The sequence below is a fragment of the Dermatophilaceae bacterium Soc4.6 genome (assembly GCA_039889245.1).
Taxonomy (GTDB): Bacteria; Actinomycetota; Actinomycetes; order Actinomycetales; family Dermatophilaceae; genus Lapillicoccus.
On sequence record JAZGVH010000002.1, the window covers coordinates 3800757 to 3817433 of the forward strand.

Annotated in this window: 12 protein-coding genes and 1 riboswitch; of the genes, 7 read left to right on the forward strand and 5 right to left on the reverse strand. The window is 72.8% G+C overall.

From position 1 onward, the window contains the following. Positions 1-16: 16 nt before the first annotated feature. A complete protein-coding gene (locus tag V3N99_17840) occupies positions 17-490 on the reverse strand; it encodes a nitroreductase family deazaflavin-dependent oxidoreductase (protein MEO3938597.1) in 474 nt (157 codons plus the stop codon). Positions 491-582: 92 nt separating this feature from the next. Here V3N99_17840 and V3N99_17845 point away from each other — a divergent pair, with 92 nt between their 5' ends. Continuing rightward, on the forward strand, positions 583-1017 hold the full coding sequence (locus V3N99_17845; GenBank protein ID MEO3938598.1) for a hypothetical protein: 435 nt from the start codon (positions 583-585) through the stop codon (positions 1015-1017). Here V3N99_17845 and V3N99_17850 read toward each other — a convergent pair. The 3 genes from V3N99_17850 to V3N99_17860 all read right to left on the reverse strand — a co-directional run bounded on the left by V3N99_17850 (position 1007) and on the right by V3N99_17860 (position 4471). Then, the gene (locus tag V3N99_17850) at positions 1007-2440 is read right to left on the reverse strand and encodes an amidase (GenBank protein ID MEO3938599.1); all 1434 of its coding nucleotides are present in this window, start codon (positions 2438-2440) and stop codon (positions 1007-1009) included. The genes V3N99_17845 and V3N99_17850 overlap by 11 nt on opposite strands. 95 nt (positions 2441-2535) lie before the next feature. After that, positions 2536-3579 (reverse strand): L-glyceraldehyde 3-phosphate reductase, encoded by a 1044-nt coding sequence (mgrA, locus tag V3N99_17855; GenBank protein ID MEO3938600.1) that lies wholly within the window; start codon positions 3577-3579, stop codon positions 2536-2538. A gap of 31 nt (positions 3580-3610) precedes the next feature. Continuing rightward, positions 3611-4471, reverse strand: coding sequence for a hypothetical protein (locus tag V3N99_17860; protein ID MEO3938601.1), 861 nt, complete (start codon positions 4469-4471; stop codon positions 3611-3613). 95 nt (positions 4472-4566) lie between these two features. Beyond that, positions 4567-4684, forward strand: a riboswitch (SAM riboswitch). Between the two features lie 101 nt (positions 4685-4785). Between V3N99_17860 and V3N99_17865 the strand changes: the two genes are divergently transcribed. From V3N99_17865 to V3N99_17890, 6 genes are all read left to right on the forward strand, one after another. Beyond that, positions 4786-6138 carry a bifunctional o-acetylhomoserine/o-acetylserine sulfhydrylase gene (locus tag V3N99_17865; GenBank protein MEO3938602.1) on the forward strand — a complete coding sequence of 451 codons (1353 nt, stop codon included), beginning with the start codon at positions 4786-4788 and terminating at the stop codon, positions 6136-6138. Between the two features lie 161 nt (positions 6139-6299). After that, positions 6300-7739 (forward strand): PQQ-binding-like beta-propeller repeat protein, encoded by a 1440-nt coding sequence (locus tag V3N99_17870; GenBank protein ID MEO3938603.1) that lies wholly within the window; start codon positions 6300-6302, stop codon positions 7737-7739. Between the two features lie 101 nt (positions 7740-7840). Beyond that, positions 7841-8920, forward strand: coding sequence for an NADH:flavin oxidoreductase/NADH oxidase (locus tag V3N99_17875; protein ID MEO3938604.1), 1080 nt, complete (start codon positions 7841-7843; stop codon positions 8918-8920). Between the two features lie 65 nt (positions 8921-8985). After that, positions 8986-9612 (forward strand): MBL fold metallo-hydrolase, encoded by a 627-nt coding sequence (locus V3N99_17880; protein ID MEO3938605.1) that lies wholly within the window; start codon positions 8986-8988, stop codon positions 9610-9612. A 231-nt stretch (positions 9613-9843) separates the two neighbouring features. After that, on the forward strand, positions 9844-13710 hold the full coding sequence (gene hrpA, locus V3N99_17885; GenBank protein MEO3938606.1) for an ATP-dependent RNA helicase HrpA: 3867 nt from the start codon (positions 9844-9846) through the stop codon (positions 13708-13710). 145 nt (positions 13711-13855) lie between these two features. Further along, positions 13856-14812, forward strand: a complete 957-nt coding sequence (locus V3N99_17890; protein ID MEO3938607.1) for a PAC2 family protein — start codon at positions 13856-13858, stop codon at positions 14810-14812. Between the two features lie 20 nt (positions 14813-14832). Here V3N99_17890 and V3N99_17895 read toward each other — a convergent pair whose 3' ends face one another. Beyond that, a complete protein-coding gene (locus V3N99_17895; protein ID MEO3938608.1) occupies positions 14833-16593 on the reverse strand; it encodes a DNA polymerase in 1761 nt (586 codons plus the stop codon). Between the last annotated feature and the right edge of the window lie 84 nt (positions 16594-16677).

Below are 16677 nucleotides of genomic sequence, written 5' to 3' on the forward strand. Positions count from 1 at the left end.
TCACTCTAGCTGCGGGTCAGCGCGGCTCGAGGAGCAGCACCGGGATGGTGCGCGACGTCTTCTGCTGGTACTCCGCGTAGGGGGCGAACGCCGCGACCGCGCGCTCCCACCACTGCTCGCGCTCGGCACCCTCGAGCTCGCGCGCGCGCACGTCGTGCTTCACCGTGCCGTCCTGCACGACGATGTCCGGGTCGGCCTTGAGGTTGAGATACCACTGCGGGTCGCTGGGGGCGCCGCCTTTGCTCGCGACGGCGAGGTAGACCCCGTCGTGCTCCACCCGCATCAGCGGCACCTTGCGGATCTTGCCGCTCTTGGCCCCCCGCATCGTCAGGACCATCACCGGCAGCCCGTTGAGGTCGACGGCGTTGGTGTCGCCGGCCGCCTCGATGGCTGCCACCTGCTGTCGGACCCACTCGGCGGGGCTGGGCGCGTAGTCGTCCTCGGCTGAGCCCGCGGGGCTGTCGGAAGAAGAGATCGTCATGGTCTCCATGACATCACGCCCCCTGCCAGATGGCACGTGCTGGTCTGATCTGCCCTGTGGACAACCGGATTCGGGCCTCGTGAGCGGGCCAGGCTGGTGGCATGACCTTCCACGACCTGCCCACCGACTGGGAGCTGCGCTCCCTCGACGACCCCGCCCTCGCCGCTGACGTGCTCGACCTGATCGTCAGCGACGCCGACCGACGCCGGGGTGGGATCGCGGTCCTCTTCACTCAGGATGGGCGTCTCGCCCAGCCGCTCTTCCTCGAGCTCGGCCATCCGGCGACACCGGTCGATCGCGGGATGGGCATGACGAGGCTCGCGTCGATCGCCGCCGGGCTCGCCCCCGACATCGGCATCGTCGTGTCGGTGGTGCGCGAGTCCGGGCCCTTCGTGACCGACGACGACCGCGCCTGGCACGAGGAGGCGCGGGCCGCATGCCGCGCTCAGGGCGTGCCGCTCCTCGGCATGTTCCTCGTGACCCGGCACGTCGTGCGGCCGTTCCCCCTCGCCATGGCCGGCAGGGTCACCGCCTGAGGCCGGGCCCGGAGAGCCCGAGCGGCCACTGCGGCACGGCTACCGCTGGTCGCACACCCTCGTACCAGCGCGCCGCGGCGAGCACCCCGACGTCGTCGAGCCGGCGGCCCCCGACCTGCACGCCGATCGGTCGCCCGTCGGCGGTGAAGCCGCAGTTGACGGTGGCGGCGGGCTGGCCCGACATGTTGTAGGCAGCGGTGAACCCGATGTGAGCCATCCCGTGGTCCTCGTGCCCGGAGGGCATGGGCCACTCCGCGGGAAAGGCGGCGTCGGGCGCGACGGGGCTGAGGACGAGGTCGTAGGCCTCCGTCGCCTGCACGGTGCGCCGCTGGATCTCCAGGATCGAGGCGTAGCAGCGGATCACGTCGGTGCCGCTGGCCGTGGCTCCTCCCTGTGCCCACCGACGAACGAAGGGCAGGAGGCGCTCGCGTCCGTCGGCGGGCAGTGCCTCCACGTCAGCCCACGAGCGCACCCGCCAGAACAGGTCGAGGTCGTGCAGCAGGTGAGGCTCCATCCACGGCGACATGGGCTCGATCCGCGCCCCGGCCGATGCGAACGCGTCGGCGACCATCCCCACCGCCGAGGCGACCTCGGGGTTGACCGCCATTCCGCAGCCAGCGTTCAGCAGGACGCCCACCCGCAGCGCCGAGACGTCGAGCGAGAGGTCGTCCAGCGGCAGGACGGTGGGCGGCAGCGCCGTCCAGTCACGGGGGTCGGGACGCGAGACGACCGACAGCAGCAGGGCCGCGTCGTCGACCGTGCGGGTGAGGGGTCCGGCGACGCGCCCGAGGTACGGCGTGTCGAGCGGCACGCGACCGGCGCTCGGCTTGAGGGTCGCCAGACCGAGCCACGTGCCCGGCAGGCGGATGGACCCTCCGATGTCGGTGCCGACGTGCAGCGGACCGTAGCCCGCCGCTGCCGCCGCCCCCGCACCCGATGACGACCCGCCGGTGGTCCACGCCGGGTCCCACGGGCTGCGGGTGATGCCGTGCCGGCTCGAGACGCCCGACGAGAGCATGCCCCAGTCGGGCATCACGGTCGACCCGAGGACGACGCCACCTGCTTCGGCGATCCGGGCGGCGACGGGGGAGTCGTGCCGGGGCACGACGGGGTCGGCGGCGGCGTGCCCGGCCGACATGGGCACGCCCGCCCGGGCGAGGTTCTCCTTGATGGTCACCGGGATGCCGTCGAGGGGCCCACGCGCCTCGCCGCCGGCCCAGCGTCGCTCGCTGGCGACGGCCTCGGCCCGGGCGCTCTCGCTCGTGCGCACCGAGAAGGCGTTGACGACCGGCTCGCGGGCGTCGACGACCCGCTCGAGGGCCTCGAGCACCTCGACGGGGGACAGGGAGGCCGCGGCGTAGTGGGCTCCCAGCTCTGCGGCGGTCAGGGCCGAGATCTCGTCGTCGCTACTGGCCGTGGCCACGCGGGTTCCTCTCAAAGCGGCCGACGCCGCCTGCGGCAGACGTCGTCGTAGGCGGTGGTCGGTCGCCGTCAGGGGCATCAGCGGGATCAGTGGGATCAGTGGGAGGAGGAGGTCTTCCACAGGTTGATGCCCGCGTCGACCGCGTGCCGGTCGATCTTGTCGAGCTCCTCGGGGGTGAAGTCGAGGTTGGCGGTGGCGCCGACGGAGTCCTCGAGCTGCGCGACACTCGACGCGCCGACGAGCACCGAGGTGACGCGGTGGTCGCGCAGAGCCCAGGCCAGGGCCATCTGCGCGAGCGACTGGCCCCGGGCCTTGGCCATCCGGTTGAGGGCCCGCACGTGCTTGAGGGCCTCGTCGGTCAGCAGTTCGGGGGACAGGGACTTGCCCTGGGCCGCCCGCGACCCGGCCGGGACACCCTTGAGGTACTTGTCGGTGAGCATGCCCTGCGCCAGCGGCGAGAAGGCGATGCAGCCGGTGCCCGTCACCCCGAGCACGTCGAGCAGGTCCTCCTCGATCCAGCGGTTGAGCATCGAGTAGGACGGCTGGTGGATGAGCAGCGGCGTGCCCATCGCGCGCAGGATCTCGACCGCCTCGGCGGTGCGCGGGCCCGAGTAGGACGAGATGCCGACGTACAGCGCCTTGCCCTGCCGCACGGCCGAGTCGAGCGCGCCCATGGTCTCCTCGAGCGGCGTGGTCTCGTCGAAGCGGTGGCTGTAGAAGATGTCGACGTAGTCGAGCCCCATCCGCGTCAGCGACTGGTCGAGCGAGGCGAGGAGGTACTTGCGCGATCCGCCGCCCTGCCCGTAGGGGCCCGGCCACATGTCGTAGCCCGCCTTGCTGCTGATGACCAGCTCGTCGCGGTAGCGCGCGAGGTCCTGGGCGTAGATGGTACCGAAGTTGCGCTCGGCCGACCCGTAGGGCGGGCCGTAGTTGTTGGCCAAGTCGAAGTGCGTCACCCCGAGGTCGAAGGCCCTCCGCACGGTGGCCCGCTGCTGCTCGAGCGAGACGTCGTCACCGAAGTTGTGCCACAGGCCCAGCGAGACGACCGGGAGGTCGAGGCCGCTGCTGCCGCACCGGCGGTAGGGCACGGTGTCGTAGCGCGAGGGAGAGGCCTGGTAGTCGTCGACTCGGAAGGTCATGGGGCCATCCTGCACCTCGGTGCCCACGATCTCACGATGGCGCGTCGCGTCGCGCGGCCGCCTGCTGCTGCTCGAGGGAGGGTACGAGCCCGAAGCCGTCAGCGAGGAGGTCCGCCACCTCGACCACGGACGCCGCGAGCCACGCGCCGTCGTCCTCGCCCGGGTCGACTCCCAGGGTCAGCGGCGCTGCCTGCGCCGAGCCGGCGGGACCAGTCGGTGGCGGCCCGCAGCGCACGACCAGCGGCCGGGGAGAGCGCCGTACGGCGTGGTCGTCGTCGCCGCCGACGACGCACGGCACACCCAGAGCGTCGGCGAGGAGCCGACCCCGTCGCTCGCCCCGCCCGACGTCGGGGTCGACGACGTCGACCCGGCGCGCGAGCCAGGCGCGCACGGGTGCCGGCAGGGCCCACCACTGCGCCGCCACGTCGGCTCGCACGGCGGTGCTAGAGACGGTGAGGGACGAGCGGTCGGGATCGACCCTCACCCACTGCGCCCCGAGCCGCCGGGCCAGCTCCTCGCCGTAGGCGTCGGAGGTGAAGACCCCCTCGACGGCGCCGTCGGCCGGGTCGAGCAGGCTGCGGATGACGCCGGTGTGGTGGTCCCACGCAGCCCCCGACTCGAAGTCGATCTCGGCGTCGTCGACCACCCCGACGATGCGCGCGGTCGGCGCCTCCTCGCGCAGCCAGTCCAGGCGCAGCGTGACCGCGATCGACTCGGTGCTGCCGCCGAGCACCTCGACCGTGACGACGTCGCACCGTGACAGCGCGGCGCGGATGAGGGCGAGATGGCCGGCGTGCGGCGGGTAGAACGTGCCGATGACGAGCCCGTGGTGCAGCCGCGTCGCCGAGGTGCCGGCGACGTGGGACGGCGCTGGCGGGGTCGGGTCGCTCATGCGCACAGTCTGCCCGCCGGGCGGCGGCGTCGCGTGTCCGCATGGCAAGACCGGGGGCTCGCGGGGTGGACCCGCGATGTCCTACGATCGCGGTAGGTCATGAGTGTCAGCGACAAGCCCCGGCTCGCTGACCGGCAACCCTCCACCTGCGGTGGGGTGCCCCGGGTGAAGACCTGGCCGTGCACCCTCCCGGGTTCGCGGCAAGCGCGGGGCCTCGGCTCCCGCACCGTCATCGGTGCGCGTCCTGTCGATGGACCGCCAGGGCCCGCACCGGTGACGGCGATATCGACCGACACCGAAGGAGCTCCATCCTCATGACCGACTCCAGCACCTGGGCCTTCGAGACCAGGCAGATCCACGCCGGCCAGGCCCCCGACCCGACGACCGGCGCCCGGGCCCTGCCGATCTACCAGACGACGTCCTACCAGTTCCGCGACACCGACCACGCGGCAAACCTGTTCGCCCTCAGCGAGTTCGGCAACATCTACACGCGCATCATGAACCCCACGCAGGATGCGATCGAGCAGAAGATCAGCTCGCTCGAGGGCGGGGTGGGGGCGCTGCTGCTGGCCTCGGGTCAGGCGGCGGAGACGCTGGCCATCCTCAACATCGCGGAGGCCGGCAGCCACGTCGTCGCCAGCCCCTCGCTCTACGGCGGCACCTACAACCTGCTCAAGCACACGCTTCCCCGGTACGGGATCGAGGTCACCTTCGTCGACGACCCCACGTCCCTCGACTCCTGGCGAGCCGCCGTCCGCCCCACGACCAAGCTCTTCTACGGCGAGACCATCGCCAACCCCAAGTCGGAGATCCTCGACATCGAGGGCGTGGCCGCCGTGGCCCACGAGGTGGGGGTGCCGCTCGTCGTCGACAACACCATCGCCACGCCCTACCTGCTGCGGCCGCTCGAGTGGGGCGCCGACGTCGTCGTGCACTCCGCGACGAAGTACCTCGGTGGGCACGGCACGACGGTCGCCGGGGTGATCGTCGACGGTGGCACGTTCGACTACACGCGCGACCCCGAGCGCTTCCCGAACTACAACACCCCTGACGAGAGCTACCACGGCCTGGTCTACGGGCGTGACCTCGGCGTCGGGAGCGCCTTCGGTGCCAACCTGTCCTTCATCCTCAAGGCACGGGTGCAGCTGCTGCGTGACACCGGCGCCGCCATCTCCCCCTTCAACGCCTTCCTCATCGGGCAGGGCATCGAGACCCTCAGCCTGCGTCTGGAGCGACACCTCGCGAACACCGCGCGGGTGGCGTCGTTCCTGCAGGGTCACCACCAGGTGGAGAAGGTCGTCTGGGCGTCCCTGCCCGACAGCCCGTCCTACGACCTGGCCCAGAAGTACGTGCCCGCGGGGGCCGGTGCCGTGCTCTCCTTCGAGATCGTCGGAGGCCTCGAGGCAGGCAAGAAGTTCGTCGAGGGACTGCGCCTGCACAGCCACGTGGCCAACATCGGTGACGTGCGCTCGCTGGCGATCCACCCGGCCTCGACGACCCACAGCCAAGGTGGTGACGACGACCGTCTGGCGGCGGGCGTCACCCCCGGCCTCGTGCGGCTCTCAGTGGGGATCGAGCACGTCGACGACATCCTGGCCGACCTCGAGCTGGGCTTCGCCGCGGCCCGCGCCGCAGCCGTCCCGGTCGGCGCCTCGGCGGCCGGCTGAGGCCGGCGCGGGGGCCTCGCGGACGTCCCGAAACGGGTTCGTCACGGCCTTGTGGAAAACCACTACCCGGATTGCCCGGCGGGTCTACGCTTCGAGCCGTGCAGGGCTGGCACGTGGTCATCGGACGGCGTCGTCCTGGTTCGGGGAGAGGGTGGTTGGCCGTGATCGGTCGTCGGACGCATCAGGTCGGGGGACGTCGAGGCCGGGTCCATCGCCTGCAGGCGTGGGGCCTGGTGGTCGCGGTCGCGTTGACCGTCGTGTCGGCGGCTCCGGTCGACGCGGCGGCACCGGCGGCCCAGGCGCCACCCCTGGTCGACACCCCGGAGTGGGCGTCCAACGCGACCAAGGTGTGGCCGGGCCCGCCGGCCGCTCTCACCGACTGGCCGATGGGTGGTCGCGGCAGCTACCACGAGGCCTCCAACCGGGCCCCGTCGACACTCGCACCGGCCACCGTCTCGGGGTTGCGTGCGGCGTGGACGACACCGGCCTCCACGACGACCCAGTTCTCGGCGGCCGCGGTCGTCGGCGATGCCGTCTACTCCGGCGGACGCACGCTCAACCGCCGTTCCACCCGCACCGGGGGCCGGGTCTGGTCCGTTTCCTACGGGTGGGGCTTCCCGACCACCCCGGCCTACTGGAACGGCATCGTGGTCGCCGTCGCCGATGGTCCGACTCCCGCCGTGGTGGCGGTCGACGCCGCGACGGGTGTGCTCCTGTGGACCCACGACCTGGCCCAGATGTCGTTGTCCTCGCCGTCGATCCGCGGAGGTCGGGTCTTCGTGGGCGTCGGTGACCGCACGGTCGAGGCCATCAGGCTCGCCTCCGGCACGGTCGCCTGGCGGTGGACGGCACCCTCGGCGCGCTTCGGCTTCGTCAGCTCGCCCACCACCGACGGCAAGACGGTCTACATCAGCTGGTCGGGGGGCGAGCAGGTCGCGGCACTCGACGAGGCGACCGGTGCGCAGCTCTGGACCCGCACCCTCGGCCCGGGCAGCGGCCAGACGCTCGACGGCTTCGCCACCAACCTCATCGGGGGTCGGCTCTTCGTCGGCACCGTCAACTCCGACGTCTGGGCCCTCGAGGCCACGACCGGTGACGTGGTCTGGACGCAGACACTCCCGCAGCCGGCGTGGCGCAACCTGATGTCCACCCAGAGCGTGCTCGTCGTCCCGGTGGGAGACCGTGCGGCCGAGCTGCGCGCCTACGACCCGGCCACGGGACGCCTGCTGTGGCAGACCGACCAGGGTGCCAACGACGCAGCCGGGTTCCTCGCCGTCGCCGGCGGCGTGGTCTTCCGGGCGGCCCTCGACTCCGGCGGCGGCTCGAACCTGCTCGGTGTCGACGCGGTCACCGGCGCCGAGGTTCTGCGCAGGTCGCTGACCGGCCGGGCGGGCACGGCTCTCACCGTCGCGGGCGACGTGGTCTACGCGCGCACCATCGACCTGGCCACGGGTGGCACCTCCTTCGAGAGGTTCGACCTCACCAGCCCCGTCGCGAGCCAGCCACTCGCCCCTGCGGTCACGAGCAAGCCGTCCCCCGCGCAGTCGGGGCGGATCGGCCGGCTGGGCCTGACCTCGTCGCCCGAGGTCCGCTCGCGCTGACGGAATGACCCCCGGTGGCGGGGGGTTGCTGCGGGAGGACGGATCGGCAGGCTGCCGGCCCCGTCCCCCCGTCGTTCCGTCATCCCTGCCAAGGAGCCCCCGTGCCCGACCTCTTCGACCCGATCACCCTGCGAGGGCTGACCGCCCGCCACCGGGTGTGGTTGGCCCCGATGTGCCAGTACTCCGCCGTCGACGGTGTGCCGGGCGACTGGCACCTGGTCAACCTCGGCGCCCGGGCGACTGGAGGCTTCTCCCTCCTGCTGACCGAGGCGGCGGCCGTGACACCCGAGGGTCGCATCTCGCCGCAGGACGCCGGCCTCTGGACCGACGAGCAGGCCGGCGCCTGGTCACGGGTCGTCGACTTCGTCCACGCCCAGGGTGCCCTGATCGGCACGCAGCTGGCGCACGCGGGGCGAAAGGGCTCGACCTACCGACCCTGGGCTCCGCACCACGGCAGCGTCCCGGTGGGCGACGGCGGCTGGTCGCCCCTCGGGCCCTCTGCGGTCCCCTACCCGAACTATGCCGAGCCCGAGGCACTGACGGCAGACGGGATCGCCGAGGTGGTGAGGGCCTTCCGCGACGCCGCGGTGCGGGCGGTCGCCGCCGGCTTCGACACGGTCGAGCTGCACGCGGCCCACGGCTATCTCCTGCACCAGTTCCTCTCACCCCTGTCGAACCGCCGCGACGACGCGTGGGGAGGGTCCTTCGAGGGCCGCACCCGCATCGTGCTCGAGACGGTCGACGCCGTGCGCGCCGTCATCCCCGACTCCATGCCCCTGCTGGTGCGGATCTCCGGCACCGACTGGCTCGAGGGTGGCTGGGACCTCGAGCAGAGCACCCGGCTCTCGGTCCACCTGCGGGAGCACGGGGTCGACCTCGTCGACGTCTCGTCGGGAGGCAACGCCCCGGCGTCCATCCCCGTCGGCCCGGGCTACCAGGTGCCCCTCGCAGCGGGCGTCCGGGCGGGTGCCGACGTCCCAACGGGCGCCGTCGGTCTCGTGACCGAGCCGGCGCAGGCCCAGAAGATCGTCGCCAACGGCGAGGCCGACGTCGTCCTGCTCGCCCGGGCCGCCCTGCGCGACCCCGCCTGGCCGCTGCGGGCTGCCCACGAGCTCGGCGTGCCGGTCGAGGACGTCGGCTGGCCGGACCAGTACGCGCGGGGCGTCTGGCCGACGGCCTGACGCTACCTGGCGCAGACCTGCGCGCTGGGCGTCAGCTGACGGATCTTCGGCAGTAGGGTCTCGTCATGGACGGCGGCGTCATCGAGATCCCCATGGAGCACGTGGTCCCGGCCGGTGCGCTGGGTCCTGAGCCGGTGCGGCTCGAGGTGCGCGCTCACCTCTCGCCGCACGAGACCGGCCTGGTCCTCGTCGACACCGGCATGGACCCGTCAGGGCGAGACCTCGACGCCGCGCTCGCCCGGTCGGGCGCCTCGTGGTCCGACGTCTCCCACGTTGTCGTCACCCACGCCCACCCCGACCACGTCGGTGCGCTCGACCACGTCCGTCGGGCCGCACCGGCCGCCACGGTGCTCGCGCACCCCCTCGAGGCGGTCGCGGAGGCGCAGTCCCTCGTGGACGGTCAGCGGGTGGGGAGGCTGCGAGCCGTGGCCACCCCGGGCCACACGGCGGGACATCTGAGCCTCCTCGACGAAGCTGGGGGCGTGCTGCTCGTGGGTGACTGCCTGGGCTCGGTGGGCGCCGTCCTCGTCAGGGCCCCCGAGCAGTTCACCGCGGATGCCCGGCGGGCCGAGCAGTCGCTGCACCTGCTGCGCACCTTCCGCGGGACCCGCCTGCTCTTCTCCCACGGCGCCGAGCTCGAAGACCCGTGGCCGAGCCTCGACGTCCTGCTGGACGCCCTGCCGGAGGTCTGACGCGCGCATCGTGCACCCCGGCGGCCGGACGCCCCGAGGCGAGGAGCGTGCCGACGCTCGCCCTACGTAGACTCGTCCCTCGTGCCTGCCCCGCCCGATCCTGCGCCCGAGGCGGGGCGTCGACGCCGCGGGAGGCGCCGGCCCCGGACGCCGGCGGCCCCGCCCGACGGCACGGCCCCGGCGAGCCCGCCCGTCGGCGCCCGGCGACCGACCGGCCGCGGGGCCGAGCGGATCGAGCGGATCGAGCGACGCCGGGCCGCGGTGCCGCCCATCACCTACCCCGACCTGCCGGTCACGGCCCGCCGGGAGGACATCGCCGCCGCGATCCGCGACCACCAGGTCGTCGTCGTCGCGGGGGAGACGGGCTCGGGCAAGACCACCCAGATCCCCAAGATCTGTCTCGAGCTCGGCCGAGGGGTCGAGGGCATGATCGGGCACACCCAGCCGCGACGGATCGCGGCCCGGTCGGTCGCGGAGCGCATCGCCGACGAGCTCGGCGTGCCGCTCGGTGGGGCCATCGGCTACCAGGTGCGGTTCACCGACCACTCCAGCGGCGACACCCTGGTCAAGGTCATGACCGACGGCATCCTGCTCGCCGAGCTGCAGCGCGACCGCGAGCTGCGCCGGTACGACACGATCATCATCGACGAGGCCCACGAGCGCAGCCTCAACATCGACTTCATCCTCGGCTACCTCGCGCAGCTGCTGCCGCGCCGGCCCGACCTCAAGGTGATCATCACCTCGGCCACCATCGACCCGCAGCGGTTCGCCGACCACTTCGCGACGCCCGGACACCCGGTGCCGGTCATCGAGGTGTCGGGCCGCACCTTCCCGGTTGAGGTCCGCTACCGTCCCCTCGCCACCGAGCCGGCCGCCGACGCCGACGAGGACGACCCGGGGGAGCGTCAGACGCAGGACCGCGACCAGACCACCGGCATCACCGACGCCGTGATGGAGCTGTGGACCGAGCGCCATCACGGCGACGACGACGACATCCTCGTCTTCCTCAGCGGCGAGAGGGAGATCCGTGACGCTGCCGAGGCGCTGGAGGCCCTCGCGCTGCCGATGACCGAGGTGCTCCCGCTCTTCGGTCGGCTCTCTGCGGCCGAGCAGCACCGGGTCTTCGGTCGGCGCCCATCGGGCGTCAACCGTCGGGTGGTCCTGGCCACCAACGTCGCCGAGACCTCGCTGACCGTGCCCGGTATCCGCTACGTCGTCGACACGGGCACGGCGCGCATCTCGCGCTACAGCCAGCGCACCAAGGTGCAACGCCTGCCGATCGAGGCGGTCAGCCGGGCCAGCGCCGACCAGCGCAAGGGCCGCTGCGGCAGGGTCTCCGACGGCATCTGCATTAGGCTCTACTCCGAGGACGACTTCCTCTCGCGGCCGGAGTTCACCGACCCCGAGATCCTGCGCACCAACCTCGCATCGGTCATCCTGCAGATGACCTCGCTGGGCCTCGGTGAGGTCGCCCGCTTCCCCTTCGTCGACCCCCCTGACTCCCGCTCGGTCATCGACGGGGTCCGGCTCCTCGAGGAGCTGGGGGCGATCGAGCCGGAGGAGGTCTCGAACCGGCCGGGGGAGGGCGGTGCGGCGAGCCGCACTCGCCGGCTCACGGCCTACGGTCGCACCATCGCCCTGCTGCCGGTCGACCCGCGCCTGGCGCGGATGGTGATCGAGGCCGACCGACGAGGCTGCCTGCGCGAGGTGCTCGTCATCGTCGCGGCCCTGTCGATCCAGGACCCGCGCGAGCGGCCCCTCGACAAGCGGGAGCTGGCTGCCGCCTCGCACAAACGCTTCGCGGTCGACGACAGTGACTTCGGTGCCTACCTGCGGCTGTGGACCTATCTCATGGAGCAACAGAAGTCGTTGTCCGGCAGCGCTTTTCGTCGCCTGTGCAAGTCCGAGTACCTCCACTTCCTGCGCATCCGCGAGTGGCAGGACCTGCACAGCCAGCTGCGGGCGGCGGCCAGGCAGTCGGGCTTCGACACCTCGCAGCGCACGGCCGAGGAGGACGCCGAGCCCGACCTCGACTCCGTGCACCAGTCGCTGCTCTCGGGCCTGCTCTCCCAGGTGGGCAGCCGCGACGAGGTGAAGCGCGACTACCTCGGCGCCCGTTCCGTGCACTTCTCGCTCTCGCCCGGCAGCACCCTTGCGCGCAAGCCGCCTCAGTTCGTCATGGCCGGCGAGCTCGTCGAGACCAACCGCATGTGGGCGCGCGCCTGCGCGCGCATCGACCCGGCCTGGGCCGAGGACCTCGGTGCCCACCTCGTCAAGCGCTCCTACTCCGAGCCCACCTGGTCGTCGCGGCGCGGCAGCGCCGTCGCCACGGAGCGCGTCACCCTGTACGGCGTGCCGATCGTCACCGCCCGCACGGTGGGCTACGCCGCGGTCGACCCGGTCGAGGCCCGGCGGCTCTTCATCCAGCGGGCGCTGGTCGAGGGCGACTGGACGACGCGGCACCGCTTCTACGCCGACAACGTCCGGCTGGTCGAACGGCTGCGCGAGCTCGAGGCGCGCACCAGGCGCCGCGACATCGTCGTCGACGACGAGACGGTGCAGGCGTTCTACGACGAGCGACTGCCCGAGGCGATCGTCTCGGCCCGACACTTCGACACCTGGTGGAAGCGCGAGTCACGTCGCCGGCCGACGCTGCTCGACTTTACCGAAGAGCTGCTGGTGCGTGACAGCGCCCGCTCCGTCGACCGCGACGCCTACCCGTCGACCTGGGTGCAGGGCGACCTCAGCCTGCCCCTGACCTACCAGTTCGAGCCCGGGGTCGCCGAGGACGGTGTCACCGTGCACGTGCCCGTCGAGGTGCTCAACCAGGTCAGCGCCGACGGCTTCGACTGGCAGGTGCCCGGTCTGCGAGAAGAGCTGGTCACGGCCCTGCTGCGCACCCTGCCGAAGATCACCCGCCGGCTCCTGGTGCCGGCGCCCGAGCACGCGGCCGCCACGGTGCGGGCGCTGCGGGAGCGGGGCCTCGGGGTGGCCGACGGCCCGCTCGTCACCGTCCTGCCGCGAGTGCTCCGCCAGACGCACGGCGTGATGATCGCCCAGGCCGACTGGGACCTCGAGCGCGTGCCGGCCCATCTGCGCGTCACCTTCTCCGTCGAGGACACTCGGGGACGGGTGATCGCGGCCGGCCCCGACCTCGAGGCCCTCCGGGCCGTTGCCGCCCCTCAGCTGCGCCAGCAGGTGGCCCGGGCCGGAGTCGGCCTGGCCCGCTCGGGGCTGACCTCGTGGACGGTCGGCGACGTGCCGGTCGAGGTGACCACCTCAGGGTCCGGTGGGCTCACGGTCCAGGGCTTCCCCGCCCTCGTCGACGACGGCGGATCGGTCTCGCTGCAGGTGCTGCCGACCCTCACCGAGGCCCGCACCGAGCACCGGGTCGGCGTCCGACGCCTGCTCGTGCTCGGGACGTCACCGCCCTGGAAGCAGGTGCTCGCGCGTCTGACCAACACGCAGAAGCTCGCGCTGGGGCACAACCCCCACGGCTCGGTCGCGGCGCTGCTCGCCGACTGCCTGGAGTGCGCGGTGGACGCGATCAGCGCCGAGCACGTGCCGCACGAGGTGCGCAGCGAGGCCGACTTCGACGCAGCGTTGGCCGCGGTGCGCACCCACGCGGCCAGCCGGGTCCTGCAGGTCGTGGGGCTGGTCGAGCCCGTGCTGGCCAAGCACCTGAAGGCGGTCAACCAGCTCGAGGCCCTGCGCTCGCCAGCCCTACGAGACCTCGTGGCCGACGTGCGGTCGCAGCTGGCCGAGCTCGTGCGCCCCGGGTTCGTGGCCGAGACCGGCTTCACCCGGCTGCGCGACCTCGACCGCTACCTCGAGGGAGTGCTCGTGCGGCTGGAGCGCGCGCCCACCGATCCCGCCCGCGACGGGACGTCGCTCGACGAGGTGCTGGTGGCCGAGCGGGCCTACGCGCAGCTGCTCGAGGTCCTGCGGCCGGCGCAGCGGGCGAGTGACCCCGTCGTGGCCATCGGCTGGATGGTCGAGGAGCTGCGGGTCTCGCTCTTTGCCCAGCGTCTCGGTACGGCCCACCCGGTCTCGGTCAAACGGATCCTTCGGGCAGTCGCTGCGGTGACCCGCGACTGACGGCACACTGGGTGCAGGTGACCGGGACGCGACCGGGCAGGTCCACGGAATCACCCGCCCCCACCGGGCGTTGAGCAGGACGTGGAGCCGGGTAGTCCCCGCGCACCACCAGTGACACCCAGCAGACCGAGGAAGAAGGCTCGCCGTGCAGGATCCCACCGCCCTCTACCGCTTCGAGACGGACACGCACCCCGGTGCGGCCAGTGCCTCGGTGCTGATGGTGTCGCTCGGCGGTTTCGTCGACGCCGGGCGCACCCAGCAGGTCTTTACCGACCACCTGCTGCAGACGCACGAGCACAGCGTCGTCGCGTCGTTCGACGTCGACCAGCTGCTCGACTACCGGCAGCGGCGACCGGCCATGACGTTCGACCGTGACCGCTGGACGAGCTATGACGACCCGTCCCTGCTGCTCTACCGCCTGGTCGACCGCGACGGCACACCCTTCCTGCTGCTCGCGGGGATCGAGCCCGACTACCAGTGGGAGCGGGTGGTCGAGGCGGTCACCGGCCTGATCCGGGTCCTCGGCGTCGACCTCACGGTCAGCGTCCACGGCATCCCGATGGCGGTGCCGCACACCCGTCCGATCGGTCTGACGGCCCACGCGACGGACCCCCGGCTCATCTCCGTCCACGAGAGCGTCTTCGGTGCGGTGCAGGTGCCCGGCAGCCTGTCGTCGCTGCTCGAGCTGCGCCTGGGTGAGTCCGGTCGTGACGCCCTCGGCTTCGCCGTGCACGTGCCGCACTACCTCGGGCAGGCCGAGTTCCCCGACGCTGCCCTGGCCGGCCTCGGTGCGGTCATCGCCGCCACCGGCCTCAACCTCGTCACCGCCGACCTCGCGGCCTCGGCGGGCCTCAACCGCGCCCAGCTGGCCACCGAGGTCGCCGGCTCCGACGAGGTCCAGGGCGTCGTCGAGGCGCTGGAGCGCCAGTACGACACCTTCATGGAGGGGCGTCAGCGGCCGAGCCTGCTCGCCACCGAGATCTCCGAGCTGCCCTCGGCCGACGAGATCGGCGCCGAGCTCGAGGCCTTCCTCGCGGAGGTCGGCGGCGCTGACGGGGCTGACGGCGCCGACGGGCCTGACGAGGCAGACGGCTCCGCCTGACCGGCGGGGGAGAGGGGGGCTCAGTCCTTCGCCTGCGACCAGCGGGTGACGATGCTGGTATCGGCCACGAACCTCACGTGGTCCCCGCCCGCCCACCGCCTCGCGGCGTCGATGAGGCACCGATCGAGCAGGTCGGCCACCTCGGCAGCGCGAGCCTCGGGGCTGTGCACCAGCAGCTCGTCGTGCAGGCACAGGACGATCTGGGCCCCGAGAGGGGTGATCGCGTGGCGCACGGTCGCGGCCCACGCCTTGAACAGCTCGGCTGCCGCCCCCTGGATCACCGCGTTGCGGGCAAAGCGACCACGGGCCGAGTCGACCGCCCGGTCCCTCGACCTGTCGGCCCCGTCAGCAGTGTCAGCGCCGTCGGCCCCGCCAGCGCCGTCGGCTCCCGATGGAGACGACGCGACGCCGGGGATGACCCGGTCGAAGGGGAGCAGGCGCCCGCCGAAGGTGCGCAGGGGGCGACGCGCCACCCCCGCGGCATACGCGTCGTCGAGCAGCTTCATGGCCACGGGGTAGGCGCGCTCCAGGTCCTTGAGGGCCTCACCGGCAGCACCGGACCGCTGCCCGTACATCGCGGCCAGGACGGCGATCTTGGCGACCGACCGCTCGACCCGCAGCTTCGCGGCGACCGGGGCGTAGAGGTCGTCGGCCGCGCTGGCCTCGGCGAAGGCGCGGTCGCCCGAGACGACCGCCAGCACGCGAGGTTCCACCTGCCCGAGGTCGGCCCGCACGAAGACGTGCCCGGCACGGGCGGCCACTGCGGGGCGCAGGGGGGCGGGCAGGTTGTGCAGGCCGTTCTGGGCCGTCATCCGGCCGGCCGCACCGTCGCAGGCGCTCCAGGCTCCCCGCAGACGGTCGTCCGCCCCCACGTTCTCGTCGAGCCACCGGTATCCGTAGGTCGTGGCGATCCGCTCGTCCTTGCGCCACTGCAGGAGCGCCTCGACCAAGGGGTGGGTCGAGGCAAAGGGCTGGAGCACGTGAGCCCGGGTGTTGGGCACGCTCACCCCCACCGCCGTGAGGAGGTCACGGACCTGGGTGGGGTTGCGCAGGTCGACCGACTCCCGCCCGGGCGCGTGTCGCAGCACCTCACGGTCACGGGCCCGCCGTATGCGCAGGGCGTCGGTGTCGTCGTGGGGGCGGGGGCCGGCGCTGCCCTCGATCAGCGCCACGGCGGTCGGTCGGTCAACCGGGAGCCCGTCGCGCTCGAGCTCGAGGCACAGCAGCGCCGCCGCCGACTCGGAGTGGGCAGTGCTCGTGGCCCGCGCGCCCAGACCGGCGATGAGCAGCGCCTGGCGGCGGCCCAGCTCGGCGAGGGCGCCGGCTGCGGCGGTGAGTCGCGCGGGGGTGGAGGCCCAGCTCGGGTCGAAGGCGTCGGGGCGCAGGTGGCCGTCGGCCCGCACGGGTGACTCCGGGTCATCGCCGTCTCCGTGGTCGGTGCCGTGGGTCGCGTGGGCGAAGTCGAAGAGGTCGCCACCGACCGCGGTGGGGACGGTGGCCGGATCGAGCCCGGCAGCCACGGCCCACGCCAGGGACGGGCTGGCAGCCCACCCGCCGTGGAGGATCCGGTGGGCCTCGGCGACGTCCCACAACCGTGGGACGTGGACCCCCGGCCCGGTGAGCACCGCTCGAGCGACGGAGGCCGAAGCCACCAGCAGGCGAGTCGCACCGAGGCGCTCGCGGTCGGCGACCAGCTCGATCACCTCGGCGGTCGACCCCACCACCGCATCGGCTCCGCTGCCCACGACGGCCAGGTCGCCGACGCAGAGGAGGGGGATCACGGGACCAGTCTGTCCGACCCCTGCGACATCCCGACCCAGCCGCCGCTCGACAACGGCGCAGTTGCGGACGTCGAGACCTCCCAG